Origin of the sequence: Streptomyces sodiiphilus, assembly GCF_039529215.1 — a bacterium.
GTDB lineage: Bacteria > Actinomycetota > Actinomycetes > Streptomycetales > Streptomycetaceae > Streptomyces > Streptomyces sodiiphilus.
Window position 1 is genome coordinate 116219 of sequence record NZ_BAAAMJ010000032.1, and the last position, 26878, is coordinate 143096.

Consider the following 26878-nt stretch of genomic DNA (forward strand, 5'->3'; position numbering starts at 1 on the left):
GTCATGGCCGATGACACCTCCCCCGCCGCGGGCGGGGACTCGCCCGCCGTGGACAACCCGTCCACCGTCCTGGAAGAAGTGACCGCCATGCGGATCGAGCCCGTGACGCTCGAGACGGAGATGCAGCGCTCGTATCTCGACTACGCGATGAGCGTGATCGTCTCCCGGGCGCTGCCCGATGTGCGGGACGGTCTCAAGCCGGTGCACCGCCGGGTGCTGTACGCCATGTACGACGGCGGGTACCGCCCGGAGCGGGGGTACTACAAGTGCGCCCGCGTGGTCGGCGACGTGATGGGCACCTATCACCCGCACGGCGACTCCTCCATCTACGACGCGCTGGTGCGGCTGGCGCAGACCTGGTCCATGCGCATGCCGTTGGTGGACTCCAACGGCAACTTCGGCTCGCCGGGCAACGACCCGGCCGCGGCCATGCGGTACACCGAGTGCCGTATGGCGCCGCTGGCCATGGAGATGCTGCGGGACATCGACGAGGAGACCGTCGACTTCCAGGACAACTACGACGGCCGCAACCAGGAGCCGACGGTGCTGCCGTCGCGCTTCCCCAACCTGCTGATCAACGGTTCGGCGGGCATCGCGGTCGGCATGGCGACCAACATCCCGCCGCACAACCTGCGCGAGGTCGCCGCCGGCGCCCGCTGGTACCTGGAGCACCCCGAGGCGACCAACGACGAGCTGCTGGACGCCCTCATCGAGCGCATCAAGGGCCCCGACTTCCCGACCGGTGCCCTGGTGGTGGGCCGCAAGGGCATCGAGGAGGCGTACCGCACCGGCCGCGGCTCGATCACCATGCGCGCGGTGGTGGAGGTCGAGGAGATCCAGGGCCGGCAGTGCCTGGTGGTCACCGAGCTGCCCTACCAGGTGAACCCGGACAACCTGGCGCTGAAGATCGCGGACCTGGTGAAGGACGGCCGGGTGGCCGGCATCGCCGACGTCCGCGACGAGACCTCCTCGCGCACCGGTCAGCGGCTGGTCATCGTGCTGAAGCGGGACGCGGTCGCCAAGGTCGTCCTCAACAATCTCTACAAGCACACCGATCTGCAGACCAACTTCGGCGCGAACATGCTGGCGCTGGTGGACGGGGTGCCGCGCACCCTGTCGCTGGACGCCTTCATCCGCAACTGGGTCACGCACCAGATCGACGTGATCGTGCGCCGGACGCGGTACCGGCTGCGGAAGGCCGAGGAGCGCGCGCACATCCTGCGCGGCCTGCTGAAGGCACTGGACGCCATCGACGAGGTCATCGCGCTGATCCGGCGCAGCGACACCGTCGATGTGGCGCGCGGCGGCCTGATGAACCTGCTGGCCATCGACGAGATCCAGGCGAACGCCATCCTGGAGATGCAGCTCCGGCGGCTGGCCGCGCTGGAACGGCAGAAGATCGTGGCCGAGCACGACGAGCTCCAGGCGAAGATCAATGAGTACAACGCGATCCTGGCCTCCCCCGACCGGCAGCGCCAGATCGTCGGCGAGGAACTGGGCGCGATCGTCGACAAGTTCGGCGACGACCGGCGCACTCAGCTGGTGCCGTTCGAGGGCGACATGTCCATCGAGGACCTGATCGCCGAGGAGGACATCGTCGTCACGATCTCCCGGGGCGGCTACGTCAAGCGCACCAGGACCGACGACTACCGGGCGCAGAAGCGCGGCGGGAAGGGGGTGCGCGGCACGAAGCTGAAGGAGGACGACATCGTCGATCACTTCTTCGTCTCCACCACGCACCACTGGCTGCTGTTCTTCACCAACAAGGGCCGGGTCTACCGGGCGAAGGCGTACGAGCTGCCGGACGCCGGGCGTGACGCCCGCGGTCAGCACGTGGCGAATCTGCTGGCGTTCCAGCCCGACGAGCGGATCGCGGAGATCCTGGCGATCCGGGACTACGAGGCGGCCCCGTACCTGGTGCTGGCCACCAAGTCCGGGCTGGTCAAGAAGACCCCGCTGAAGGATTACGACTCGCCGCGCTCGGGCGGTGTCATCGCCATCAATCTGCGGCAGATGCCCGACGGCCGGGACGACGAGCTGATCGGTGCCGAGCTGGTGTCCCCGGCCGACGACCTGCTGCTGATCAGCAAGAAGGCGCAGTCGATCCGGTTCACGGCCACGGACGAGGTGCTGCGGCCGATGGGCCGGGCCACCTCCGGTGTGAAGGGCATGAGCTTCCGCGAGGGCGACGAGCTGCTGTCGATGAACGTGGTGCGCGCCGGTACGTTCGTGTTCACCGCGACCGACGGCGGGTACGCGAAGCGGACCTCGGTCGACGAGTACCGGGTGCAGGGGCGTGGCGGTCTGGGCATCAAGGCCGCGAAGATCGTCGAGGACCGCGGGTCCCTGGTCGGTGCGCTGGTGGTGGAGGCCACGGATGAGATTCTGGCCATCACCCTCGGCGGTGGGGTGATCCGCACGCGGGTCAACGAGGTCAGGGAGACCGGACGTGACACGATGGGCGTCCAGCTGATCAACCTGGGCAAGCGTGATGCCGTCGTCGGTATCGCACGCAACGCCGAGGCCGGCCGGGAGGCCGAGGAAGTCGAGGCCGTGGCCGCCGGCGCCGAGGCGGAGGCACCGGCCGCGGACGACGAGGAGTAGGGCGTGAGTGGAGCCACGGGTGATCCCGCGGCCGGCGGTGCCGGTTACGACCGGCACCGCCCGGACGGTCAGGGCACCCCGCCGGACGGCGACGGCGCCGGTCGTGACCCTGCGGACAGCCGTACAACGGGAGAGACGCCCCGCGGGGGAGCCACCATGACCAGTGCCAGACCGGCGGACCCGTATGGACAGGGCCGCGGCTACGACCAGCAGCAGGACGGGCAGCACTACCAGCCGCCGCAGGCCTACCCGGCACCGCCCGGGGCGCCGCCCCAGGCCCGCTCGGAGAGCGGCGGGGAGAACGTTCCGTACGGCCCGCCGCAGCAGGGGGGCCCGCTGCAGGGCGTCCGCCGGCCGCGCACCGGGGCCCGCACGGTCCCGCGGACCCGCAAGGCCAGGCTGCGGGTGGCGAAGGCCGACCCGTGGTCGGTGATGAAGGTCAGCTTCCTGCTGTCCATCGCCCTGGGCATCTGCACGGTGGTCGCGGTGGCGGTGCTGTGGATGGTGATGGATGCCATGGGCGTGTTCTCCACCATCGGTGCCACCATCAGCGACGCGACCGGCACCGAGGAGGCCGGCGGCTTCGACCTGGTGGCGTTCCTGTCGCTGCCGCGGGTGATGATGTTCACCGCGGTAATCGCGGTGATCGATGTCGTGCTGGCCACCGCGCTGGCCACGCTCGGGGCCTTCATGTACAACCTCTCGGCGGGCTTCGTGGGCGGTGTGGAGGTCACCCTCGCCGAGGACGAGTGACGTGCCCGTCCGGCGCCGCCAACCGATTTGGGCGCCGGGGTGCACATGCGCTAACCTTTCGGTGCAGCGCGGGGCTATAGCTCAGATGGTTAGAGCGCATCCCTGATAAGGATGAGGCCACAGGTTCAAGTCCTGTTAGCCCCACCAGCGCGAAGAGGCCCGACCGGTTCCGGTCGGGCCTTTCGACATCATCGGGTGACATCAACGGCCTCTTCGGGAGGGGCCCGGCCAGGCTGCGCGACGCCGGTGGGCCCGGACGCCTCAACCAAACGGCACAGTTGGGTATCATCGGGCGCCAGATGGTCCGATCACGTCGAAGAAGGACGAGGTAGCGCGGTGAAGAAGCTCCTCCTGGTCGCCCTGGCCGCCATTGGCGGCCTCCTCGTGTACCGCCAGATCCAGGCGGACAAGGCAGAGCAGGACCTGTGGACGGAGGCTACCGACTCCGTACCGACCGGCTCGACGGGTGTCTGACCCGGCCGGCCACAGAACGAACGCCCCGCCGGGCCCCCGGCCGCAGCACGCGGACCGGGGGCCCGGCGGCGTGTGCGGGCCTGTAGCGAGACCGTGACACCGCGGAGCTTGTTGTGTGCGTCAGCAAACTCGTACCGTCTGTGCTGTCGACGGACGAGAGCAGCGGACACCGGGGGGAGTTGGCCATGGCGGGCAGAGCGGGAACGACGGGCGAGGGGGGCACGCGGCCACCGCGCCGCCGGATCCCGGGAACCACTGGCCGGCGTCTCGCCACCTGCCTCGGCGTACCGACCGTTGCTCTGCTGGCCTGCGCGTTGCTGGTACCGCCCCCGGCGGCCGCCGCGCCGGACCGGCCCGGACAGGTTGCGGACGGCAACAGCAGCCTGATCATGGTGCTGGACGCCTCCGGGTCGATGGCCGAGGACGACGGCACCGGGCGCACCCGGATGGCGGCCGCCCAGGAGGCGCTGGGCACCGCTGTGGACGCGCTTCCGGAGGGCTACCCGACCGGGCTGCGGCTGTTCGGCTCGGACTCCAGCGACTGCACCGACACCCGGCTCGCGCAGCCCGTGGAACCGGTGGACCGCGAGGCGCTGAAGGACGCGCTCGGTGAGGCCGGGCCGACCGGGAACACCCCGACAGCCCGGGCCCTGCGGGAGGCGGCGAAGGACCTTCCGGCGGTGCCGCACGGTGCGATCGGCCGGCAGACCATCCTGCTGATCTCCGACGGGGAGTCCAACTGCGGCACCACCCCGCCGTGCGAGGTCGCCGCGGAGCTCGTCGGCGACGGAGTGGAACTGCGCATCGACACCGTCGGGTTCCAGATCGGCGAGGAGGGCCGTGCGGAACTGGAGTGCATCGCCGAGGCGGGCCACGGCAGGTACTACGACGCGCCGGACGGCGAGGCGCTGGGCCGCGAGCTGGAGCGCGCCGCGCTGCTGTCCTCCGACGGCTACCGCTTCGAGGGTAAGGAGATCAGCGGCGCCGGGGACCGGGACGGCGCACCGCTGCTGACTCCCGGTCAGTATCTGGACACCATCGGCCCCGGCCGGACCCGCTGGTACGCGGCGGACCTCGACGACTCCTCCGCCGCCGACTTCTCCGTCACCGCGGTGCCCCACCCCGGCGTCCCGGTGGACCGCCGCGACGGCCTGGAGCTGCGGCTGACCGACGACAGCGAGCGGGGCCGCGGGTGCGGCGGAGTGGCGCGCACCCGGTTCGGCCAGGACGAGGGCGCCATGATCCTCACCCGGAGCGTGAGCCGCGTCCCGTCCCCGGACGGCTCGCAGACCTGCGACCCGGCGGGACGCTACCTGCTGTCGGTGACCAGGGAGAGCGCCGACGGCTCCGACACCGCGCACTGGCCCCTCGAACTGCGCTTCGCGCTGGAGGAGCCGCTGCCGGAGGGGGTGCGGCCCGCCGCCTCGCAGCCGCGCTACGGCGCGGCCGGCCCGGATGCCGCGCTGCCCACCGACCAGCCGGTGGACACCGAGGGCGGCACCGGGTTCAACGACGCCACCGAGCTGTCCCCGGGCGTGTACCGCGACCGGCTGCTGCCCGCCCAGACCCGCTGGTACAAGGTGCCGCTGGGCTGGGGACAGCAGCTGCGCTACCGGGTGGAGTTCGCCAACGAGCCGACGCTGGAGGGCCGGCCGCAGGCCAGCCACGTGCGCGCCGTCAGCTATTCCCCCTCCCGCCTGCCCATCGCCGGCGGCGACTTCCGCACCGAGCGGGTCTACCGCGGCGAGCAACTGGCGATGGACATGGGGACCGTCCCGGTGACCTGGACCAACCGCTGGGAGAGTCACGACCCGGCGCGCCCGGTCCGCAGCCCCGGCGACTACTACATCGCCGTGTCGCTGGGCCCTGGCGCGGTGAGCATCGCGGAGAACGCGGCGATCGGCGTGGTGCTGCGGGTGGACGTGGTGGGCGAGGAACTGACGGGCCCCGAGCACAACGCTCCCGTGGCGGGCGCGGCCGGCGACGAGGACGGCGAGGGGAGTACCGACGGTGCTTCGGACGAGGGCCGCGCACAGGACGATTCGGCATCGGACCGGGACAGCGCCGCCGGTGCCGGGGCAGGATGGACCGGCCCGGTGCTGGCCGCCCTCGGCGGTGCGGTCGCGGCGGCGCTGCTGACCACGGCGGTGCTGATGTACCGGGCACGGCGCACGGCGGCACGGAACGGCACGACGAGGGGTGACTGGTGATGACCGGGGCAGGACGCAGGACGATGGCGGCGCTCACCGGAGCCGCGGCGCTGCTGCTGCTGGCTCCCGCGGCGGCGCTGGCCGACGGCGAGGAACCGGTGGCCGAGCCGCAGCCGTACCGGATGGCCGACGACGCCGAGCCCATCGAGGGCACCGAGCGCAGCTCGGACGCCCCCCGCCTGGAGGGCGGGGGCACCTACACCGACGAGATAGCCCCCGGCCAGACGCTCTACTACTCCATCGGCCTGGACGACGTCTCCGACGTCTACCTCACCACGGTGGCGGCGCCCGCGCCGGGCACCAAGGTGGGCTACAGCGACCGCATCGAGGTGGTGCTCCAGACCACCGGAGGCGACACCTGCCTGTCGTCGGACCGGCAGAACTTCGGTGCCGACGGGCTCGCCCGGCCGATCACCGCCTGGTCGCTGCGGGCGATCGACCCGGACCGCTCCTGCCAGGAGGCGGGCGTCTACCACTACACGGTGACCCGGGACAGCGACCCCACCTCCAGCCCGGAACCGTGGCCGCTGGAACTGCGGGTGCTGGTGGAGCCGCCGGTCACCGGGGGCCAGGTGAACCCGCCGTCCCCCGGCAGCGTGCTGACCGAGCCCCCGGCCCCGCCGGCCGACGCGGCCGAGCGGGTCACCGGCGGCACCGGTTTCAACGATGCCCGGCCCGTCACCGAGGGCGTCTGGCGCGATGACATCGCGCCCGGGCAGACGCTGTTCTACCGGATCCCGGTGGACTGGAGCCAGCAGCTGGCGCTCACCGTGGAACTGGGCAACACGGCGGCCAAGGACGACGCGTCGTGGGTCAGCGACGGGCTGACGGCCGCGCTGTACAACCCGGCCCGTGCCCGGCTCGGCGAGGAGAAGACCAGCTACCGCGGCGAGGCCGAGGAGATGCGGGCCATCACCCCGCCGGTGGCCTACGACAACCGCTATGACGACCTGCCGGTCAGCCGGATGCGGTTCGCCGGCTGGCACTACATCGCGGTGACCCTGCACGAGGATGTCGCCACCGTCACCGACGAGCCGTCGATCGGCCTGACGCTGCGCACCTCGCTGGAGGGCGAGGTGACGGCCGGTCCCGACTACGAGGACCCGCAGGCGGCGCTGGACGCAGGGTTCGGGGTACGCGACAGCGACCGTGACCAGGCGGAGAAGGGGCTGTCGGACCAGGAGATCGCGGCGGACCGGCGCGGTTCGCAGCAGCTGCTCGGCTTCGCCGGAATCGGTGCCGGGGTGGGGCTGCTGGCCGCGCTGACCGTCTGGCAGCTCACGGCCCGCCGCCGCGCCGCCGCGTCGCAGCCTGCCCCGCCTCCCGGCGGCCCCTGGGCGGCCTGACGACCGCCCGTCGGGGCCCGGGCGCTCACCGCCGGGCCCCGGCTCAGGCGGTGAGGACGAGCCAGAGGCCGACGGCGATGAGGGCCACGGCGAGCAGCTGGAGCGGCACCGAGACCTTCGCGGACGGTCCCGGCCTGGCCGGGCGGGGTGCCGCCGCGGTGACGCCCGCGGTCGGCGTCGCCGGTGCCGGATGCGGGTAGCCGTATCCGGCCGGAGGCTGCGGGGCGTGCGCCATGGCGGTGGGCTGCTCGTGGACACCGGCGGGGTATGCCGGCTGCTGACCGGAGACCGGGTACGGGGGCGGCGGCACGGGTGCCGTCCCGGACGGTGTGCCGGACGGCGTGCCGGGGGGTGTGCTGGGGGGCTCGGGCACCGGCGGGGGCGGCGGCAGGTGGTAGCTGCCGGTCTCCGAGGGAGCCGGCGGCACGGCACCGGCCGGCCCGGCGCCCGGGGCGCGCCCGAGCGGGCCGTCCGGGCCGAACCCGGGCGGCAGCGGCCCGAGCTGGTCGAAGACCTCCACGCCGTCCTGCTCCGGCGTGCCGGGCAGCAGTTCGGCGGCGGAGGCGATCGCTCTGCGGGTGCCGGTCGCGGTACGGAACCGGGCGTCCGGGTCCGGCTGGAGGAGGTTTCCCAGCACCTGCCACAGCGCCTCGGGGACGCCCTCGGGAGCCTCGGGCACCCCGCCGGACTCCCGGTAGGCGACCATCAGCTGCTCGGAGTCGGGCTTGCGGCCGGTCAGCAGGTACAGCGCGACCAGGCCGACCGCGTACAGGTCCGCGGGGTAGTCCGGCTCGGCGCCGCGCATCTGCTCGGGGGCGAAGTACCCGGGGGTGCCCAGCACGAAGCTGGTGTCGGTCAGCCGCGGCTCGCCCTTGCGCATGGAGATGCCGAAGTCCGACAGCCTCAGGTGCGGGCGCCCGGTGCCGGTGGGTTCCAGCAGGATGTTGGCCGGCTTGATGTCGCGGTGCACCACCCCTTCGTCGTGCACCGCCTGGAGACCGGCCAGCAGCTGGTCCAGCAGGGTGCACACGAAGGCGGGCGGCAGCGGGCCGTAGTCCCCGATGAGGTGGGCCAGCGAGCCGCCCCGGACGAGGTCCATGGTGAACAGGACCTTGTCGTCGTCGGCCGCCCAGCTGGCGGGGGCCAGCACATGCGGGTGGTCGATGCGCAGCGCCTGTTCGCGGACGAAGCGCAACAGCGTGTGGGCGTCGGACTGCAGCAGTACCTTCGCCGCGACATAGCGCTTGCGGCGGTGGTCCCAGGCCCGCCATACGGCCCCGGCACCCCCGCGTCCGATCGGGTCGATCAGTTCGTATCGACCCGCGAAGACCTCACCCATCGTGCTGTGTCCGCTCTCTGCGTCGGTGACCCGTCCTGCCGGCTGTCCGCATCCAGTGTCCCAGTCCGTCGTCTCAGCCCTGATGGGTCTCGTAGTGCTCGATGGCCTCCCGGGTACGGGCCACCCCGTACACCCGGAGGAACTCGGCGAGTTCGGGGTGCGTGTCGGCCAGCACCTTGGCGGCGCTCTGGATCTCCGCGGCGTCGGAGACCGACCGCAGCAGCGCCTGGATCTCGCGCACCACGCGCTTGGTCGGGTTCGCCGGGACCCCGGCGGTGCTCGACCGGGTCGCGGTGGCGTTCGTGGACAGCACGTTTCCCCCGGCCGTGCGGCGGATCTCCTCCATGGCCGCGGTGGCCTCCGAGGCGCTGAGGTGGCCGCTGCGCACCTCGGCGGCGAGATCCTGGAGCGCGCGGACGCGCTGGACGACCGCCGGGTTGCCGATCTTCGCCCGCTGTCCGCTCATCAGCTGCGACAGCATGGGTGCCGAGAGCCCCAGGACGACGGCGAGCCGTGCCTGGTTCAGTCCCAGGTCGGCGATCAGGCGGCGGAAGAGCGCCCCCAGCGGCTCTCCGTACCACGTCGTCTGCTGCTCTCTGGCCTTCTCCGTCGCCTCCTGCTGTGCTGCGTCCATGGCCTCTCCCCTGATTTCCCCTGAGCGCTTCACGTGCGCGAAGTTGCGCGTCATCCTACGGAGCGACCCGGCCGTGGGCGATACCCGGTCGGAAACCGGGGGGAAGATTGGGTAGTCTGGTCACGACGGGGCCTTAGCTCAGTTGGTAGAGCGCTGTCTTTGCATGGCAGATGTCAGGAGTTCGACTCTCCTAGGCTCCACGGTCGCGGGCCGGGCCGCCCTCCTCGGGCGGCCCGGCCGCTGTCATTCCTGCCGCAGTTCCTCGGGCAGCGTGCGGTCCTCGTCGATCGGCTCCGTGCGCTCCAACTCGCCCCACACGATGTACCGGTACTTCGAGGTGAACACCGGGGTGCAGGTCGTCAGTGTGATGTAGCGGCCTTCCTCGGTGCGCCCGGACTCGGCCGGGACCGGGTCCAGGACCCCGATGTTGTACTTGGAGGTCTCGGGGAGGATGGCGTACGCCCGGTAGATGTACCAGGTGTTCTTGGTCTCGAAGACGATCGGGTCGCCTTCCTCGATCCTGTCGATGTGGTGGAACTTGGCGCCGTGTCCGTCGCGGTGGGCGGCCAGCGAGAAGTTGCCGCTGCGATCCCACGGCATCGCCGATTCGACGGGCTCGTCGTAGTAGCCGGCGACGCCGCCGTTCAGGGTGGGGAGGTCGATGCCCTCCTTGACGAGGATGTCGTCCGAGGTCATGGAGGGGACGTGCAGGAAGCCGATGCCGTCCTGCGGGTCGTACTCCCGGGGGTCGTCCCCCGGGGACTGCTCCCAGGCCTCCCGGACCGTGTCGGCGTCCCGCTTGGCCTCCTGGTTGGCGAGCACGTTGGTCCACCACAGCGAGTAGACGACGAAGAGGCCGAGCACCAGGCCGGCGGTGATGAGCAGTTCACCGAACAGGCTGACGGCGGTGGCGACGATCCTCAGGCCCCCGCGCGGCCGGCCGGACACCGCGGGCGGCGCGGGTTCGTCCGCCGCGTCGTCGGGGCCGGCGCCGGCCGGCTCCGTGCGGGCGGGGGGTGCTGACTGGTCCGGGTGTGGTGCCACGGGCTCCGTTCTCCGCTCAGGTTCAGTTGACGAGGGCATCGGGCAGCCCCTCGCTGCGTGGACGCTCCTCCGCCAGCTGCCCCCAGACGATCAGACGGTACGTGGAGGTGAACTCGGGCGTGCACGTGGTCAGGGTGATGTAGCGGCCCGGCTCGGTGAAGCCGCCCTGTTCGGGAACCGGGTCCAGGACGGCGATGTTGGAGGGCGAGGTGGAGTCCAGGCGGCTCGTCATCTCGTACACGTAGTACGTGGTCTCCGTCTCGACCACGATCGGGTCACCGGGATCCAGCCGGTTGATGTACCGGAACGGCTCGCCGTGGGTGTTGCGGTGCCCGGCCAGTCCGAAGTTGCCCTCCTCGTCCCAGGGCATGGCGGTGGGCAGGCCGTCCTCCGCGGTGTAGTGGCCGGTCATGCCCTTGTCCAGGACGGTGGCCTCGTCGACGCTCTCGGCGATGGGGACGCGGACGTCCAGCGTGGGCAGATAGAGGAGGGCGAACCCCTCGCCGGGCGAGAAGGTGCCCGGCTCGCGGTCGTCCGCTCCGCGCTCGCTTCCCTCCCACTGGTCGCGCAGGGAGTCCGCCTCGTTGTTCGCGTGCGCCCTGGCCTCCACGTTCGTCCACCACAGCTGGTAGGTGACGAACAGCAGCAGCAGCACGCCGGTGGTGATCATGAGCTCGCCCAGCACGTTGGCGACCTTGGAGCCCAGCGTGATCTCGCGGGCCTTGGCCGCCTTGCGGCGGGCGGCCCGGCCGCCGGGGGCGGGAGCGGGGGCCGGACCGGGGTCCGGGGTGCCGTCCGGCGGGGTGTCCCCGTCCGCTGCGGGCACGGAGCCGGTGAGGTCCGCCGGGCGGAGCAGGGCCATCGTCTCCGGGTCCCCCGCGGCGAGGTGCGCAGGGAGACGCAGGGCCATCGTCTCGGAGTCCCCGAAGGCTGCGGGCCCGGGGGACCCGGCTGCGGGCCCGGCCCAGTGCCGCGTCGCCTCCTCGCCGCCGGTGCCGGCGGAGGGGCCGGGGACGGGATTTCCGCCGGGGTACGTGCCGTAGGGGTCGCCGGGGGCGTGCAGCGGGTCGCCTCCGCCCTCCGCCGCCGGTTCCGCCCAGCCGGCACCGGGCGGGTATCCGCCGTCCGCGCCGCCGGCTGTGCCACCGGACGGCGTACGCCCCGCGGCGTGCCGTCCGCGTGGCCGCTGCGGGTCCCGCCGGTACAGGTCGTGACCGTCGGCCGGCTGTGGCCCCGATGTCCTCCCCTGCCCGGGCAGGGGGTCGTTCAGGGGATCGTCCAGAGCCTCCACGGCGGCCTCGAACGCGCCCGGAGCGGCGTAGGGGTCCTCCTCCTGGCCCCGCCATGCCGCGCCCCCCTCCGGGCGCACCGCGGTCACGCCGTCGGCTCCTGCCGTCCGCTGCGGCCCACCACCGGGGCGAGCCCGTGGGAGCGGCCGACGGCCGCGTCGTCCCCGCAGACGGCGAGCCAGTTGGCGAGCATCCGGTGGCCGCCGTGGGTCAGCACCGACTCGGGGTGGAACTGGACTCCCTCGATGGGGAGTTCGCGGTGCCGCAGGCCCATGATGACGCCCTCGGCGGGTCCGGCGTCCGGTCCGTGGCCGGGTGCGGTGCGGGCGGTGACCTCCAACGCGTCGGGCACGGTGCCCTCCACGACGGCCAGGGAGTGGTAGCGGGTCACGGTGAAGGGGGACGGCAGCCCGGCGAAGACGCCCTGGTCCCGGTGGACGACGGGGGAGGTCTTGCCGTGCAGCAGCTCGGGGGCGCGGCCGACGACGCCGCCGTGGGCGACGGCCATGGCCTGCAGGCCCAGGCAGACCCCGAAGACGGGGACGCCGGTGTCCGCGCAGTGCTTCACCATCTCGACGCAGACCCCGGCGTCCTCCGGGGTGCCGGGGCCGGGGGACAGCAGCACGCCGTCGAAGCCACCGGCCGCCACGTCGCCGGTGGAGACCTCGTCGTTGCGCAGCACCTGGCACTCGGCGCCGAGCTGGTACAGATACTGCACGAGGTTGTAGACGAAGCTGTCGTAGTTGTCGACGACGAGGATCCGTGTGGTCATCGGCCGGTCGCTCCCTGTCCGTCGTCCACGGTCACGTCATTGAACGGCATCATCGGTTCCGCCCAGGGGAAGACGTAGCTGAAGAGCAGGTAGATCACGACCAGTGCGAGCACCAGAGCGATCAGCGAGCGCACGAGCGTGTTGCCCGGCAGGTTCCGCCAGATCCAGCCGTACATGGTGTCGCGTCCCTCTCTGTCATGCCGCTCCCCGCGTCGCCGCCCGGGCGCCGCGCACCAAGCGTACGACGCGGCGGTGCCGGTGGGAGAAGGTTCAGTCGACGGGCTCGGCGTACTGCAGGTCCACGCTGCCGGTGTAGCCGGGCAGGGTCACTTCGGAGTGCTCCTGGACCTTCCATCCGAGGCCGTACGCGGCCACGTACTGCTGGTAGTTGCGGATGGCCGGTGAGTCGTCCAGCGCGTCGCGGAGCCGGTCGCGGTCGCCGACGGCGGTGACGGTGTAGGGCGGGGAGTAGAGCTGGCCCTGAAGGATCAGCGTGTTGCCGACGCAGCGTACCGCGCTGGTGGATATCAGCCGCTGGTCCATGACCTGGATGCCTTCGGCGCCGCCGTGCCACAGCGCGTTGACCACGGCCTGGAGGTCCTGCTGGTGGATGACCAGGTCGTTGGGGCTGGGGTCGGGGACGCCGGGCACCAGGGGGCCGGCGTCGGGTGGGGCGTCGGTGAGGGTGACGGTGAGGCCCGTGCCGGTCAGCTCGTGCAGTCCCGCGGTCTCCTCGGCCTCGGCGAGCCGGTTCTCCTCGGCGGCGCCGCCGGCGTTGTCGCGGCGGGTCAGCGCGGCGACGTCGGCGCGAAGGTCGGCGGTCGAGGACTCCAGCCGGGCGTTCTCCTTGCCGCGCTCCCTGACCAGGTCGGACATCTGCAGCAGGGAGTCGTCGGTGCGGATGTTGCTGCCCTGGGAGACGTTGAAGCTGGCCCAGAAGATCAGGCCGGCGAGGACGAAGACCCCGAGTGTCCCCAGGCGCGACGGCGGAAAGCGGAACCTGCTCACCGTTACCCTGGTCTCCTTCATCGCCCTGTGAAGCACTACGCTAACGGACGATCCCATCGCCGTGTTCCGCTGCGCTGCCGCAGCGCATCGACAGGAGAGCCTCTCGTGCCGAAGTCCCGGATCCGGAAGAAGAAGGACGACGTGTCCGCGTCGGGCAGGAAGAACGACGCGAAGAAGAACGACGCCACGTCGGACAAGGACAAGAAGAAGCAGACGAAGATCGACATGGGTTCGGGCCGCAACTGGGTGGCTCCGCTCATGCTGGCGCTGTTCGTGATCGGCCTCGCCTGGATCGTGGTCTTCTACGTGACCCAGGGCAGCCTGCCGGTGGACGCGCTGGGCAACTGGAACATCGTGGTCGGCTTCGGCTTCATCGCGGCGGGGTTCGTCGTCTCCACCCAGTGGAAGTAGCGCCGGGCATCGCCCGGCGCGGTACCCACAGAGTTATCCACAGCTTGCCGAAAGATCTGAAAAGCTGTGGATAACTCGGGAGGTGGTCGAACGCCCGTCCGCCTTCCGTCCGCCCGTCAGGCATATCCGCACCCCTGTTCGCCTGCGGAAATGTGCGTCGTGCCAGGTCGGGGTGGTGTCGTCCACAGTGTGCACAAGATCCGGCACCCCCTGTGGATACCTGTGGATAACCCGCCCGTCGGGGTCAGCCGCCGAGCAGATGCAGGGTGCGCACCACACAGGCGACGACGAGCAGCAGCAGGACGGTGGCGCTGACCCCGTACTGCACCGGCAGCCGCTTCTCCCGGGGCGCGTGGACCATGGCGTAGGCGATGACCGCGCCGACGACCAGCCCGCCGATGTGCGCCTGCCAGGCGATGTTCGCCCAGGTGAAGGTGAAGACCAGGTTGATGGCCAGCAGCACGGCGATCGGCCGCATGTCGTACCGCATGCGGCGCATCAGCACCGCGGTGGCGCCGAAGAGTCCGAACACCGCTCCCGAGGCGCCCAGCGTGAGCTGGTTCTGTGCGGCCAGCAGGTAGGTGAGGGTGCTGCCGGCCAGCGCGGAGATCAGATAGAGCGCCAGGAAGCGGGCCCGGCCCAGGGCCGCCTCCAGCGGCGGGCCGAGGAACCACAGGCCCAGCATGTTGAAGCCGATGTGCCAGATCTGCTGGTGCAGGAACGCCGAGGTCAGCAGCCGGTACCACTCGCCGTCGGCGACGCCGATCCAGGTGTACGCGGTGGGGTCGACGTCGTAGCCGATCAGGCCGAGGTCGCGGACCATGGAGTCGCCCACGGTGAGCACGGTGACGAACACCACAGCGTTGACGGCGATGAGGATCTTGGTGATCAGCCGGGTGTCGGAGACGACGGTGCCCCCGGCCAGGGTCCGCGGCCGGGTGGCGCGGGTCTCCTGGGAGCTGCCCCGGACGCAGTCGGGGCACTGGTAGCCCACCGAGGCGGAGATCATGCAGGAGGGGCAGACAGGCCGGTCGCAGCGGGTGCAGCGGATGCCCGTCTCGCGGTCCGGGTGCCGGTAGCAGCCTGCCAGGCCCGGCTGCGGCTGTTCCTGCTCCGTCATGGCTTCCCTCTCCCTCCGGCACGCCGGAGGGCGCACCGCTTCTCCCCGCCCCTGCCGCGGCCCCCCTGATCCTACGGACAGGGGGGCCGGAAAGGTTCCCGCCGGTCAGCCCTCGCGGGTCTCCACGACGACCGACTCGATCACGACGTCCTCGACGGGACGGTCGGTGCGGGAGTCGGTCGCGGTGCCGACGATGGCGTCGACCACCTTCTGGCCCTCGGCGTCGGCGACCTCACCGAAGATGGTGTGCTTGCCGGTGAGCCAGGCGGTGGGGGCGACGGTGATGAAGAACTGCGAGCCGTTGGTGCCGGGCCCGGCGTTGGCCATGGCCAGCAGGTAGGGCTTGGTGAAGGCCAGGTCCGGGTGGATCTCGTCCTCGAACTCGTAGCCCGGGCCGCCGGTTCCGTTGCCGAGCGGGTCGCCGCCCTGGATCATGAATCCGCTGATCACCCGGTGGAAGACCGTGCCGTCGTACAGCTTCTCGGCGGACTTCTTGCCGGTGGCCGGGTTGGTCCACTCGCGGGAACCCTCGGCGAGCTCGACAAAGTTCTTGACCGTCTTCGGCGCGTGGTTCGGGAAGAGCCGGACCACGATGTCGCCTCGGTTGGTCTTGAGGGTGGCGTACAGCTGCTCAGCCACGATGTACCTTCCGTCTGGTTGTGGTGACGGTTACCGATCCTGTCACGAATGGCGAAGGCATCCGGCGCGCGGCCCCCGGCGTGAGCGCCCGGCGCACGCGACACGCGATGCCCCGGATGCCCGTTTCGCGTGCCCGAGAGGCCCTTAACCGGCATGATTTGCACACGAGTGGACACGCGATGGCAAGAGGTATCCGCCACCGAGAAGGAGGAACCGTGACCCGCAACAACAGCGTGCGCGCGGCGAGCGACAACGCGAAGGACAGTGTGCGGCACGCCGCGGAGGTGGTGGCGCCCTACGCGGTCTCGGCCCGCGACAGCGCTGTGCACTACGCGCACGAGGCCGGCTCGTATCTGCGGCCGCACGCCGACCGTGCCGCCAAGCAGGCCCGTAAGCACTACACGTCCCAGCTGGCCCCCCGCCTGCAGCAGGCCCGGGGTGCGCTGCCGGACGGCTTCGACGGCGCCGCGGAACGCACCCGCGAGGCCGCCCGCAAGGCCAGGGCCGCCGCCGGACCCCGCGTCGAGGAGGCCGTGGTGCATGCCAGGGAGGCCGCCGGACCGGTGCGGGAGGCGGCCATGGCGCGCTCCGCGGCGACGATGGCCGCCCTGCGCGGCGAACTGACGGCCAAGGACGTCCGCAAGGTCGCCGCCCGTCGCAGGCGCCGCGGCAGGACGGTCCGGGCCCTGAAGCGGCTGGGCGTGATCGGCGCGGTGCTCGGCGCCGGGCTGGCCGTCTGGAAGTGGTGGGACCGTCAGAACCACCCCGACTGGCTGATGGGCCCCACCGCCGCCACCGAGGTCGGGGAGTTCACCCCGGGCGCGGAGCAGGAGCTGCTGGACCCGGACACCGAGGCCAGGCAGGCCGAGGCGGAGATCGACGCGGGCATCGAGGCCGACGCCCCCGAACGGCAGGAGGGCAGGAAATCCTGACGCCCGGACGGGCGCGGGGCGCCGCGCACGGGGCAGCGCGCACAAGAGTGGGGCCCGGGTCCCCGTTCCTCTCCCGCGAGGGAGAAGGAGCGGGCACCCGGGCCCCGAAGGTGTCCGGCCGGCCGGCGGGGATCAGTCGTCCCCGCGGCCCCCGATGAAGCCGCCGCCGCCGTTCTCCCCGCCGTCGTCGAACCCGGCGGAGAACAGCTTGACCTTGTCCCCGGCGCTGACCGGCTGACCGGGCGCCGGGTCGGTGTTGTGCACCACCGCCTGCGGGCCGCCCGGGCCTTCGATCTCCACCTTCAGGCCCGCCGCCTCCAGCTGCTGGCGAGCCAGCGGGACCGGCTGGCCGATCACGTTCGGCATGCCGAACTCGTCGTCCTCCTCGGCCGGCTTGGCGATGGTCAGGGTGATCTGGGAGCCCGGCTTCAGCGAGGAGCCCGCCGTCGGGTCCTGGGCGACCACCTGGTTCTCCGGGTAGTCGTTGGTCTCCTGCACCCGTTGCGCCGCGGTGAAGCCGTCCTGCTGCAGCCGCTGCACGGCCGCGTCGTACTGCAGGCCCACCACGTCCGGCACCTGGACCGTCTCCGGTTCCACCGCGACGGTCAGCGTGACCGTGGAGCCCGGGGCGACCTCCTCGGAGGCCGCCGGGTCCTGGCCGAGCACGGTACCCGCCGCCTGGTCGGAGACCTCCTCCTCGCGGCTGACCTCCAGGCCGAGGTCCTCCAGGGTGTCCCGGGCCGTCTCGTAGTCCTGGCCCGTGACATCCGGCACCTCGACCATCTCAGGACCCTCGGACATGATCAGCGTGACGATGCTGTCCCGCTCGATTTCCGAGCCGGCCGCCGGATCGGTCTCGCAGATCAGGCCCTCGTCCTCGTCGCAGGGCTTGCTGTCGCCGACTTCGACCCGGAAGCCGGCGCTCTCCGCCCCCTGCTCGGCCTCCTCGACGGTCTTGCCCGCCAGGTTCGGGACCTCCACACCGGCTTCCGGCGGGCTGCCTCCGAACAGGGCGCGGCCCACGAAGACCGCACCGATCAGCACCAGCACGGCGGCGACGACCAGAAGGATGGTCGAGGTGTTGTTGTTCTTCTTCTGCCGCCGGTCGGCGCGCGAGTACGGCGGCTCGTCACCGGCCGCCGGCATCATCGCGGTGGCCGGGTCCTGGGCGCGCAGCGCCGCGGTCGGCCGGTCGTCGTAGCCGTAGCCCGCCGCACCCATCGCCGCCGCCGCGCCCACCGGGCGCCCGTCGAGATACGCCTCGATGTCGGCGCGCATCTCGTCCGCGGACTGGTAGCGGTAGTCCGGGTCCTTCGTCAGCGCCTTGAGGACGATGGCGTCGATGTCAGGAGTGATCTCCGGGTCGTAGACGCTGGGCGGCTGAGGCTCCTCCCGGACGTGCTGGTAGGCCACCGCCACCGGGGAGTCGCCGACGAAGGGGGGCCGTACGGTGAGGAGTTCGTAGATCAGGCAGCCGGTCGAGTACAGGTCGGAGCGGGCGTCCACCTGCTCGCCCTTGGCCTGCTCCGGGGAGAGGTACTGGGCGGTGCCGATCACGGCGGCCGTCTGTGTCATCGTCATGCCGGAGTCGCCCATGGCGCGGGCGATGCCGAAGTCCATCACCTTGACCTGGCCGTTGCGGTTCAGCATGACGTTGGCCGGCTTGATGTCGCGGTGCACGATGCCGTTGCGGTGCGAGTACTCCAGCGCCTGGAGGATGCCGATGCACATCTCCAGCGCCCGCTCCGGAAGGAGCTTGCGGCCCGAGTGCAGCAGTTCGCGCAGCGTGGAGCCGTCGACGTACTCCATCACGATGTACGGGATGGAGATCCCGTCGACGTAGTCCTCGCCGGTGTCGTAGACGGCGACGATGGCGGGGTGGTTCAGCGAGGCCGCCGACTGTGCCTCACGGCGGAAGCGGGCCTGGAACGTGGGGTCGCGGGCGAGGTCGGCACGCAGCGTCTTGACGGCGACGGTGCGGCCGAGGCGCGTGTCGTGGGCCAGGTAGACCTCGGCCATGCCCCCGCGGCCGAGCACCTGGCCCAGTTCGTACCGCCCGCCGAGGCGACGCGGCTCTTCCATCATTCCAGCCCTCTCCATGTCTCCTGGCCGTCCCCTCTGGCCGGCCCGGCTGGGGTTGACCCCCGGACAGAGTCTGGGGGAGTGCTGTGGACCGTTGCGGCCCGGGCATACCGTACCCGTCGGGTCCCAGCCTGCCGGGCCGCGGTCGCCTGCCGATATCCAACCGGTATGGCGCCGGTCAGTTCTGCCTGCTGAGCACCGCCTCCATCACGTCCTTGGCGATCGGGCCCGCCAGGCGGCCACCGGAGATCTCGGTGCGGTCCTGGGAACCGGCCTCGATCACCACGGCCACCGCGACCGGCGAGCCGTCGTCGGTGATGGCGTAGGAGATGAACCAGGCGTAGGGCAGCTCGGTGTTGCCCTCGCCGTGCTGGGCGGTACCGGTCTTGCCGCCGACCCGGACGCCGGAGATCTTCGCGGTGCCGCCGGTGCCCTCCTCGACAGTGTCCTCCATGGCCTTCTGGAGCGACTGGGCGTTCTCCGGGGACAGCGGCCGGCTCAGTTCCTCGGGCCGGTGCTGCTCCACGACGTTGACGCTGGCGACCAGCGACTCGACCATGTACGGCTTCATCAGCTTGCCGTCGTTGGCGACCGCCGCGGCCACCATGGCCATCTGCAGCGGAGTTGCCCGGTTGGACGCCTGCCCGATGCCGGCCATGGCGTTCTGCGGCCGGTTGTCCTCCGGGTAGACGCTCTCGGCGGCGCGCACCGGGGTGTCGAGCTCGGGGTTGTTGAAGCCGAACTTCTCCGCCGCCTCGATCATCTTCTCGTTGCCGATGTCGTTGCTGAGCCCGGCGAAGACGGTGTTGCAGGAGTCCATCAGGGCGATGCGGATCGAGGCGTCCTCGCAGCGGCCCTTGATCTGGTTGTCCAGCGGCACGTCGTTGGTGTCGGGCAGCAGATAGGGCTCGGGGTAGTCGGTCGCGTCGTCGACCGAGGAGACCAGCCCCGCCTCCAGGGCGGCGGCCGCGGTCACCACCTTGAACGTGGAGCCGGGCGGGTAGGTCTCGCGCAGCGCCCGGTTCAGCATCGGGTTGTCGGGATTGTTCTCCACCTGGAGCGCGGACCACGCCTCGGCGTCCGCGGCGCCGTACCCGGCGAAACTGGACGGGTCGTAGGACGGGGTGCTGGCCAGCGCCAGGATCGCCCCGGTCTGCGGATTGATCGCGGCGACCGCGCCCTTCTTGTCGCCCAGGCCCTCGAACGCCGCGCGCTGGGCGTCGGCGTTCAGGGTGGTCACGACGTTGCCGCCCTTCTTCTCCTTGCCGGTGAGCATGTCGATGGTCCGGTTGAAGAACAGCCGGTCGTCGTCCCCGGTGAGGATGGAGTCGTGGAGCTTTTCCAGTTGGTTCGCGCCGAAGGCCTGGGAGGCGTACCCGGTGACCGGGGCCCACATCTCGCCGTCGGTGTAGGTCCGCTTGAACTTGAAGTCGATGCCGTCGGTCTCGGTGGAGCCGGTGATGGCCTTGCCGTCGACGATGATGTTGCCGCGCGGCTGGGAGTACTGGTTGATCGCGACGCGCCGGTTGTTGGGGTCGGTCTGCAGTTCGTCGGCCTGGACGAACTGCACATAGTTGACGCGGAGGAGCAGGGCCAGGATGAGCAGGCCGCAGAAGACGGCCACCCGTCGCATCGGTTTGTTCATGCTCGGACCACCTGAGTCTGTTCTGCGTCGGGCGAGGACGCCGGGGCGGGCGCGGGGCGGCGGGCGGTGTCGCTGATGCGCAGCAGCAGCGCGACCAGTGCCCAGTTGGCGATGACCGAGGAGCCGCCCTGGGCCAGGAACGGCATCGTCATGCCGGTGAGCGGGATGAGGCCGGTGACACCGCCGGCGACCACGAAGACCTGGATGGCGAACACCCCGGACAGGCCGACGGCCAGCAGTTTGCCGAACGGGTCGCGGGCGGCCAGCGCGGTGCGCAGGCCCCGCTGGATCAGCAGGGCGTACAACAGGATGACGGCCATCAGGCCGACCAGTCCCAGCTCCTCGCCGACGGTGGCGAGGATGTAGTCGCTCTTGGTGGCGATGCCGCCGATCAGCCGCGAGTAGCCCTGGCCGAGCCCGGCACCCAGCAGCCCGCCGGAGCCGAACGCGTACATGGCCTGCGCGGTCTCGGTGACGCCGCCGTTGGCGCCGAGGGCCAGCGGGTCGAGCCAGTTGCCGACCCGGGTGCCGACGTGCTCGTTGACCGAGGCGACAGCGACCGCGCCGGTGGCCGACAGCAGCAGGCCGAAGACGATCCAGCTGGTGCGCTCGGTGGCGACGTAGAGCATGACCACGAAGATGCCGAAGAACAGCAGCGACATGCCCAGGTCGGTCTCGAAGATCAGGATGAGGAGGCTGATCCCCCAGATCACCAGGATCGGCCCGAGGTCGCGGCCGCGCGGCAGGTACAGCCCCATGAAGCGGCGGCTGGCCAGCGCCAGGGCGTCGCGCTTGACCATGAGGTAGCCGGCGAAGAACACCGCGATCACGATCTTGGCGAACTCGCCGGGCTGCAGCGAGCCGACGCCGGGGATGGTGACCCAGATCCGGGCACCGTTGACCGGCGGGTAGAACATCGGCGCGATCAGGAGGGCGAGCGCCACCAGCATTGAGATGTAGGTGTAGCGCTGCAGGATGCGGTGGTCCTTCAGGAAGATCAGCACCCCGAGGAACAGCGCCACCCCGACCGTGGACCACATCAGCTGGCCCGGCGCCATCGCCCCGCCGAGGGCCGGGGTGGTGATGCTCGGCTCCTGGTCCAGGCGCCAGATGAGGACCAGGCCCAGTCCGTTGAGCAGGGTGGCGATGGGCAGCATCAGCGGGTCCGCGTACGGCGCCCACCGGCGCATCACCAGGTGGGCGACGCCGGCCAGCAGGCCGAGCCCCAGGCCGTAGCCGAGCGCCCCGGCCGGCACCGCTCCGTCGCGGGCCAGACCCACGTTGAGGTAGGCCAGGACCGGCAGCAGCACCGCGAACACGAGCATCGCCAGCTCGGTGTTCCGGCGGCTGGGAAGGCCGCCGGTGGACACGGTCGTGTTACTGGTGCTGCTCATGGCCGGTCCCTTACGTCCCGCAGTGCTGGCGGACGCCCTGCTGCGCCTCGGTGAGCACGAGCGGCTGCGGCGCGTCGGCTTCGTCGTCCGCCTCGGCCTCGCGGAGTGCCTCGCGGTGCTCGGCGACGAGCCGGCAGGTCTCGGCCTGGAGTCCGAGCTCGGCGACGGTGGCGCGGGCCTGGGGCAGGCCGGTGGCCGAGATGGAGTTCTCGACCTCGGTCCGCTTGAAGCCCGGCAGGTGGCGCAGCTCGACGGCCGGGTGGTCCTCGTGCACGCTGCTCAGCGACAGCGGGCCGAGATCCTGGCTGACCCCCTGGAAGATCGCCACGTGGTCGCCGTTGGCCCCCACGTAGTACTGCTCCTGGGTCCAGCGGTACCCGGCGTACAGCCCGCCGCCGATGACGGCGAGGGCGAGCAGGGTGAGGAAGGTGCGCTTGATCCACCGGCGGCGGGGCCGCTGCGGCAGGTACTCCTCGTCGGTGAACGCGCCGAAGCCGTCCGCGCCGTCCTCGCCGGCGGCAGGCTGCGGGCGGCGGAGCTCGGCGGCGCGCGCGGCCGGGGTCTGCGGCTGGCCGCCGCCCAGCTGGCTCTGGGTCTCGGCGACCGCGCCGACGATCTGCGGGGCGTCGCTGAGCTGGCCGGCGCGGGCGTCGGTCTCCCGGGAGCCGACCTCCAGGACGTCGGCGACGATGCAGGTGATGTTGTCCGGGCCGCCGCCGCGCAGTGCCAGCTCGATGAGCTCGCGCACCGCGTCCTGGGGCGCGGCGAAGGCGCTCAGGGTGTGCTGCATGGTCTCGTGGCTGACCACGCCCGACAGGCCGTCGGAGCACAGCAGGTAGCGGTCCCCGGCGCGGACCTCGCGGATGGACAGGTCGGCCTCGATGTGGTCGGCGCTGCCCAGGGCCCGCATCAGCAGCGAACGCTGCGGGTGGGTGGTGGCCTCCTCCTCGGTGATCCGGCCCTCGTCGACCAGCCGCTGCACCCAGGTGTGGTCCTGGGTGATCTGGGTGAGCTCGCCGGCGCGCAGCAGGTAGGCGCGGGAGTCTCCGACGTGCACCAGGCCGAGCCGCCGGCCGGTCCACAGCAGCGCGGTCAGGGTGGTGCCCATGCCGTCGAGCTGCGGGTCCTCCTCGACCATCGAGCGCAGCTGGTCGTTGGCGCGCTGCACCGAGTCGTCGAGCGAGGTGAGGATGTCGGAGCCGGGGATGTCGTCGTCGAGCTGGACGAGGGTGGAGATGACCTCGGAGCTGGCGACCTCGCCGGCCGCCTGGCCGCCCATGCCGTCGGCCACGGCGAGCAGCCGGGGGCCGGCGTAACCGGAATCCTCGTTGTGGTCGCGGATCATGCCGACGTGGGAGCCGGCGGCGAATCGCAGTGACAGGCTCATGTTCGCCTCACCCGCCGGCTCCGGAAATCTCCGCACGGTGCCCAGCCTCCGGTCGTCATGTTTGGGGCCCTACTTCCGCAGCTCGATGACCGTCTTGCCGATCCGGATCGGTGCACCGGGCGGGATGGGCATCGGCTGGGTGAGTCGTGACCGGTCGAGATAGGTGCCGTTGGTGGATCCGAGATCCTCCACGATCCACTGGCCGTCGCGGTCGGGGTAGATCCTGGCGTGGCGCCCCGAGGCGTAGTCGTCGTCCAGCACGATCGTGGAGTCGTGTGCCCGGCCGAGCGTAATGGTCTGCCCCTGCAGCGCGACAGTGGTTCCGGTGAGGGAGCCCTCGGTGATGACCAGCTTGGTGGGCGCGCCGCGGCGCTGCCGTCCGCCGCGTCCGCCGCGCTGGGCGGGCGCCTGCTGCCGGCGGCGCGGGCCGCCCGGCTCCGGGGCGCGGCGGACGGTGGCGCGCTGGGTGACCCGGGTGCCGAACAGGTCGCTGCGGATGACCTGCACGGCCACGATGACGAACAGCCACAGGACGGCCAGGAAGCCCAGCCTCATGACCGTCAGGGTCAGCTCTGACATTGCCCCCGCTTCACCCTTCGGCTTGCCGGTAGATGACTGTCGTACTTCCGACGATGATCCGTGATCCGTCGCGGAGCGTAGCGCGCTTGGTGTGCTGTCCGTCCACCACGATGCCGTTGGTGGAACCGAGGTCGCGGATGGTGGTGGGCTCGCCGGCCTGGATCTCGCAGTGCCGGCGGGAGACCCCGGGGTCGTCCACGCGCACGTCGGCCTCGGTGCTGCGGCCCAGCACCAGGGTGGGCCGGGAGATCTGGTGGCGGGTGCCGTTGATCTCGATCCAGCGGCGGGTGCGGCCGCCCTGCGCGGTGACGGGCCCCTGCGGGTAGCCGTAGCCGTAACCGGCCGGCGCGGGGGCGCCCGGCGGGGGCACGGCGGGGGGCGGGGGGTACGCGTGCTGCTGCGGCGGGGGCGCGCTGTGCGCGGAGGTGCTGGAGGCCAGGGTGCGGCTGCGCACCCGGTACAGGCCGGTGTCCAGGCCCGCGGACTTCTCCAGGTGGACCTTGATCTCGCCCATGAAGGTGTAGCGCTGCTGCTTTGCGTACTCCCTCACGATTCCCGCGAGTTCGTCCCCGAGCTGCCCGGAGTAGGGGCTGAGCCGGTCGAAGTCGCCCGTGCTGAGCTCCACGATGAAGTCGTTGGGCACCACGGTGCGCTCGCGGTTCCAGATGGTCGCGTTGTTGTCGCACTCGCGCTGCAGCGCGCCCGCGATCTCGACCGGCTGCACCTCGGACTTGAAGACCTTGGCGAAGGTGCCGTTGACGAGGCCTTCGAGACGCTCCTCAAAGCGCTTCAGTACTCCCATGGTGCACCTCCTTCCGCCGTCCCAGTTCCCTGCGTCCGCGCCCGCGGGACCGGGCGGTCGTGTTCGCCGATCGTATCCACGCGCGAGGCCACCGGGTGGTTCCCGTGATGACCTGCCCGGTCGGCGGGTGGTCATCCGCCTTCCGCCTGCCGCCGCACCCCGGATCGTAGAGGGGTGCACTGCACAGTGTCCCGCATGCGCGGACAGAAGTGCCGCCGCGTGCCCGGCGGGGGGCGCATCGGGGGCTTCGGGACGGTGGTTACGGAGGTGAGGGCACGGTTCGGAGCGTGTTAGCCTTCTGTGTGTCGGGAGGCGCTCGCACCGCACACGGCAGGTCGGTACAGATGGGTACGGACAGGTCGGGCGGATGTGGGATACTGACAACCGGCAGCACCCATGCGCGGGTGGCGGAATAGGCAGACGCGCTGGATTCAGGTTCCAGTGCCCGAAAGGGCGTGGGGGTTCAACTCCCCCCTCGCGCACTCACAGAGACCCCTGTTGATCAGGGGTTTTTCTGTTTTCCGGGCGGCGGCGTGACCAACCACGTGACCAACGGCCCGGAGGACTGGCTAGACCAGACCCGAGACCCGGACCCGGTTGGCGCTGCTGGCCGCAAGGCGGATCGCGCCGTCCTTCCGGCTGTGGCCGTAGCGGGCCATGGTGTAGCCCGGGGAGTGGTGCCGAACGTTCGCGGAGACCTCCACCGGGTTCTCCCCGGCCTCCAGACCGTTCGTGACGTAGCTGTGGCGCAGATCATGTATGCGGAAGCCCTCCGGGAGCCGCAGGCGCGTACGGAGCCGCCTCCAGCGGGCCGACACCTTCTCTGGGTCCTGCGGACCGCCGATCCGGCTCGTCTTGTGCACTCGGTGCCCGTCCCGGGCGAACACCAAGCCGTGATCGGTCCAGGCTGCCCCGAGACGCGCGATCTCGGCGCGCTGGCGCTCGCGCTGCCACTTCAGAACGTTGATGACGGACTGGTCAACGTAGATGGTCGCCGCGTCGTCTCCGTCCTTCGTGAGTGGTCGGTGACGGAAGACGTTGCCCTCCTCCACCACGACCCAGGACAGGTCAACGGCCCCGGTAGCCCAGTGCACGTCTTCCCAGCGAAGCCCCAGCGCCTCACTCCGGCGGCAGCCGGTCACGGCTATGAACGTCCACAGCGGCGCGTCTCGCAGGCAGTGATGCGTCAGGCCGCCGTCACACACCTTGATCCCGCACGGTTCCCACACGGCCCGCAGGAACCGTGTCGTCTCCGAGTCGTTCAAGGTCGGGTACTTCTGCTCCTGGGCCTTGATCTGCCGCTGGGTGGGCGGGTGAGCCGTGGCCGCCGGGTTGGAGGGGATCAGCTTGGGCACGGCGGCCCCCAGAGCGCGGGACAGGATGTTGTGTACGTGCCGGACGGACTTCGCTCCCAGCGGCTTGCCCTTGTTCGTTGGGCAGGGGGCCGTCTCCAGCAGCCGGTACAGGTCGTCCAATGTGTCCTCGGTGATCTCCTTCAGTTTGACCGTGCCGATGTGCGGCTTGATGTGAAGCCGGATCTTGGTCTCGTACCCGGCCATGGTCGTCCCTTCCTTGCGGTGGTTCTTCAACCACTTGTCCAGCCAGTCACCCAAGGCCATGTCGGAGGCGACGACGACCTTCCCGGCCTCGTGGTCAGTGATCCACTTCCGGAGGGCGCGTTCTGCGGCTGTCTTCGTCGGGAAGTCACGGCCGATCCAGGGCCGGACGTGCTTGCCCTGGGACCGGTCGAAGTGCAGGGGCGTGCGGACACCCCACGTGTTCGCGCGGCCCTTGCGGCTGATCTCAACTGGGGTGCTCCCCAGTCCGTTTCCTCTCTTCGCCACCGCTGTTACTGGTCCTTCCACTGGTTGAGGATCTGCCGTGCCTTGTCGGTGAGCTGCCGGCCGTCCCACAGGCCCCGGTCCTTGGCCCGTTTGATTCGTTCGGACATGGTTGCTTTGCCGATGCCGAGACGGGCGGCCAAGTCACCCTGTGGGGCGGTGCTTCCGGTGGCCCGCATCCGGGCCAGCTCGGCGACCAGAAGGGCGTAGTCCGTATCGGTGCGGCAGCGCTCCGGGACTGGCCACGGGGTGTGCATGTCCTTGCCCTCTTGGGGGGCGAGGATGGCGCGGGCCTGGGCTTTGATCTCCGCTAGCGGGACCTGTCGCAGGAGTGAGGCGGGGATGCCGTTGGTTGAGATCGCCTCTTCGGTGAGGCGGACAAGGGTCTCGTCGTCCCCCGCGACGTGGAGGCTGATGGACAGGTCCGTAGGGCCGTTGAACGGCCCGCCTTCCATGCAGGTGATCTCGATCTTCCAAGGGCCTTCCCAGTGGCGCCACTTGAGTGATCCGTCTTCGCGCTGCCAGCCCTGGGGAGGGCCGGTCTCGTTGCTGTGTGTGTTCACGCTCAGCAGA

At 71.1% G+C, this 26878-nt stretch carries 24 protein-coding genes and 3 tRNA genes; 10 read left to right on the forward strand and 17 right to left on the reverse strand.

Annotated features, from left to right (window positions below; translation table 11 throughout):
* Positions 1–3: 3 nt before the first annotated feature.
* The 6 genes from gyrA to ABD299_RS16550 all read left to right on the forward strand — a co-directional run bounded on the left by gyrA (position 4) and on the right by ABD299_RS16550 (position 7387).
* The gene (gene gyrA, locus ABD299_RS16525; protein ID WP_344263070.1) at positions 4–2604 is read left to right on the forward strand and encodes a DNA gyrase subunit A; all 2601 of its coding nucleotides are present in this window, start codon (positions 4–6) and stop codon (positions 2602–2604) included.
* Between the two features lie 3 nt (positions 2605–2607).
* Entirely contained in the window at positions 2608–3357 is a 750-nt protein-coding gene (locus tag ABD299_RS16530) for a DUF3566 domain-containing protein (RefSeq protein ID WP_344263073.1), read from the forward strand.
* Between the two features lie 70 nt (positions 3358–3427).
* Positions 3428–3504 (forward strand) — tRNA-Ile (locus ABD299_RS16535).
* 189 nt (positions 3505–3693) lie between these two features.
* Positions 3694–3831: a DLW-39 family protein gene (locus ABD299_RS16540; RefSeq protein WP_271681643.1), complete on the forward strand. Its 138-nt coding sequence runs from the start codon at positions 3694–3696 to the stop codon at positions 3829–3831.
* A 185-nt stretch (positions 3832–4016) separates the two neighbouring features.
* On the forward strand, positions 4017–6041 hold the full coding sequence (locus tag ABD299_RS16545) for a vWA domain-containing protein (protein WP_344263076.1): 2025 nt from the start codon (positions 4017–4019) through the stop codon (positions 6039–6041).
* On the forward strand, positions 6041–7387 hold the full coding sequence (locus ABD299_RS16550; RefSeq protein ID WP_344263078.1) for a hypothetical protein: 1347 nt from the start codon (positions 6041–6043) through the stop codon (positions 7385–7387). The genes ABD299_RS16545 and ABD299_RS16550 overlap by 1 nt, the downstream gene beginning before the upstream one ends.
* Before the next feature lie 43 nt (positions 7388–7430).
* On the opposite strand, the gene ABD299_RS16555 is transcribed toward ABD299_RS16550, so the two are convergent.
* Both ABD299_RS16555 and ABD299_RS16560 read right to left on the reverse strand, forming a co-directional pair.
* Positions 7431–8726, reverse strand: coding sequence for a serine/threonine-protein kinase (locus tag ABD299_RS16555; RefSeq protein WP_344263080.1), 1296 nt, complete (start codon positions 8724–8726; stop codon positions 7431–7433).
* 73 nt (positions 8727–8799) lie between these two features.
* Complete coding sequence (locus ABD299_RS16560; RefSeq protein WP_344263082.1) at positions 8800–9360, reverse strand: DNA-binding protein; 561 nt, start codon at positions 9358–9360, stop codon at positions 8800–8802.
* Between the two features lie 127 nt (positions 9361–9487).
* Between ABD299_RS16560 and ABD299_RS16565 the strand changes: the two genes are divergently transcribed.
* Positions 9488–9560, forward strand: a tRNA-Ala gene (locus ABD299_RS16565).
* Positions 9561–9603: 43 nt separating this feature from the next.
* Here ABD299_RS16565 and ABD299_RS16570 read toward each other — a convergent pair.
* The 5 genes from ABD299_RS16570 to ABD299_RS16590 all read right to left on the reverse strand — a co-directional run bounded on the left by ABD299_RS16570 (position 9604) and on the right by ABD299_RS16590 (position 13494).
* A complete protein-coding gene (locus ABD299_RS16570; RefSeq protein ID WP_344263084.1) occupies positions 9604–10404 on the reverse strand; it encodes a class E sortase in 801 nt (266 codons plus the stop codon).
* Positions 10405–10426: 22 nt separating this feature from the next.
* Positions 10427–11782, reverse strand: coding sequence for a class E sortase (locus ABD299_RS16575; protein ID WP_344263086.1), 1356 nt, complete (start codon positions 11780–11782; stop codon positions 10427–10429).
* A complete protein-coding gene (locus ABD299_RS16580) occupies positions 11779–12465 on the reverse strand; it encodes an aminodeoxychorismate/anthranilate synthase component II (protein ID WP_344263088.1) in 687 nt (228 codons plus the stop codon). Before ABD299_RS16580 ends, ABD299_RS16575 begins: the two co-directional genes overlap by 4 nt.
* A complete protein-coding gene (locus ABD299_RS16585; RefSeq protein WP_344263090.1) occupies positions 12462–12641 on the reverse strand; it encodes a hypothetical protein in 180 nt (59 codons plus the stop codon). Before ABD299_RS16585 ends, ABD299_RS16580 begins: the two co-directional genes overlap by 4 nt.
* 94 nt (positions 12642–12735) lie before the next feature.
* Positions 12736–13494: a DUF881 domain-containing protein gene (locus tag ABD299_RS16590; RefSeq protein WP_344263092.1), complete on the reverse strand. Its 759-nt coding sequence runs from the start codon at positions 13492–13494 to the stop codon at positions 12736–12738.
* Positions 13495–13578: 84 nt separating this feature from the next.
* On the opposite strand from ABD299_RS16590, the gene crgA reads away from it, so the two are divergent.
* Positions 13579–13884: a cell division protein CrgA gene (gene crgA, locus ABD299_RS16595; protein ID WP_344263094.1), complete on the forward strand. Its 306-nt coding sequence runs from the start codon at positions 13579–13581 to the stop codon at positions 13882–13884.
* 244 nt (positions 13885–14128) lie between these two features.
* On the opposite strand, the gene ABD299_RS16600 is transcribed toward crgA, so the two are convergent.
* Both ABD299_RS16600 and ABD299_RS16605 read right to left on the reverse strand, forming a co-directional pair.
* Positions 14129–15004, reverse strand: coding sequence for a rhomboid family intramembrane serine protease (locus tag ABD299_RS16600; protein ID WP_344263096.1), 876 nt, complete (start codon positions 15002–15004; stop codon positions 14129–14131).
* 105 nt (positions 15005–15109) lie between these two features.
* Positions 15110–15643, reverse strand: coding sequence for a peptidylprolyl isomerase (locus tag ABD299_RS16605; protein WP_344263098.1), 534 nt, complete (start codon positions 15641–15643; stop codon positions 15110–15112).
* 215 nt (positions 15644–15858) lie between these two features.
* On the opposite strand from ABD299_RS16605, the gene ABD299_RS16610 reads away from it, so the two are divergent.
* Positions 15859–16575: a DUF5324 family protein gene (locus ABD299_RS16610; protein WP_344263101.1), complete on the forward strand. Its 717-nt coding sequence runs from the start codon at positions 15859–15861 to the stop codon at positions 16573–16575.
* Positions 16576–16707: 132 nt separating this feature from the next.
* Here the strand turns inward: ABD299_RS16610 and pknB are convergent, their stop codons facing one another.
* The 6 genes from pknB to ABD299_RS16640 all read right to left on the reverse strand — a co-directional run bounded on the left by pknB (position 16708) and on the right by ABD299_RS16640 (position 24464).
* The gene (gene pknB, locus ABD299_RS16615) at positions 16708–18657 is read right to left on the reverse strand and encodes a Stk1 family PASTA domain-containing Ser/Thr kinase (protein ID WP_344263276.1); all 1950 of its coding nucleotides are present in this window, start codon (positions 18655–18657) and stop codon (positions 16708–16710) included.
* Between the two features lie 178 nt (positions 18658–18835).
* Positions 18836–20302 carry a peptidoglycan D,D-transpeptidase FtsI family protein gene (locus ABD299_RS16620; RefSeq protein ID WP_344263103.1) on the reverse strand — a complete coding sequence of 489 codons (1467 nt, stop codon included), beginning with the start codon at positions 20300–20302 and terminating at the stop codon, positions 18836–18838.
* Positions 20299–21696: an FtsW/RodA/SpoVE family cell cycle protein gene (locus ABD299_RS16625; protein ID WP_344263106.1), complete on the reverse strand. Its 1398-nt coding sequence runs from the start codon at positions 21694–21696 to the stop codon at positions 20299–20301. The genes ABD299_RS16620 and ABD299_RS16625 overlap by 4 nt, the downstream gene beginning before the upstream one ends.
* Positions 21697–21706: 10 nt before the next feature.
* Positions 21707–23083 carry a Stp1/IreP family PP2C-type Ser/Thr phosphatase gene (locus ABD299_RS16630; protein ID WP_344263108.1) on the reverse strand — a complete coding sequence of 459 codons (1377 nt, stop codon included), beginning with the start codon at positions 23081–23083 and terminating at the stop codon, positions 21707–21709.
* A gap of 69 nt (positions 23084–23152) precedes the next feature.
* Positions 23153–23662, reverse strand: a complete 510-nt coding sequence (locus ABD299_RS16635; RefSeq protein WP_344263110.1) for an FHA domain-containing protein FhaB/FipA — start codon at positions 23660–23662, stop codon at positions 23153–23155.
* 10 nt (positions 23663–23672) lie between these two features.
* Positions 23673–24464, reverse strand: a complete 792-nt coding sequence (locus tag ABD299_RS16640; RefSeq protein WP_344263112.1) for an FHA domain-containing protein — start codon at positions 24462–24464, stop codon at positions 23673–23675.
* 398 nt (positions 24465–24862) lie between these two features.
* On the opposite strand from ABD299_RS16640, the gene ABD299_RS16645 reads away from it, so the two are divergent.
* Positions 24863–24946 (forward strand) — tRNA-Leu (locus ABD299_RS16645).
* Between the two features lie 87 nt (positions 24947–25033).
* Here ABD299_RS16645 and ABD299_RS16650 read toward each other — a convergent pair.
* The gene (locus tag ABD299_RS16650) at positions 25034–26308 is read right to left on the reverse strand and encodes a tyrosine-type recombinase/integrase (RefSeq protein ID WP_344263115.1); all 1275 of its coding nucleotides are present in this window, start codon (positions 26306–26308) and stop codon (positions 25034–25036) included.
* Positions 26309–26313: 5 nt separating this feature from the next.
* Entirely contained in the window at positions 26314–26868 is a 555-nt protein-coding gene (locus ABD299_RS16655; protein WP_344263117.1) for a hypothetical protein, read from the reverse strand.
* Positions 26869–26878 lie beyond the last annotated feature (10 nt).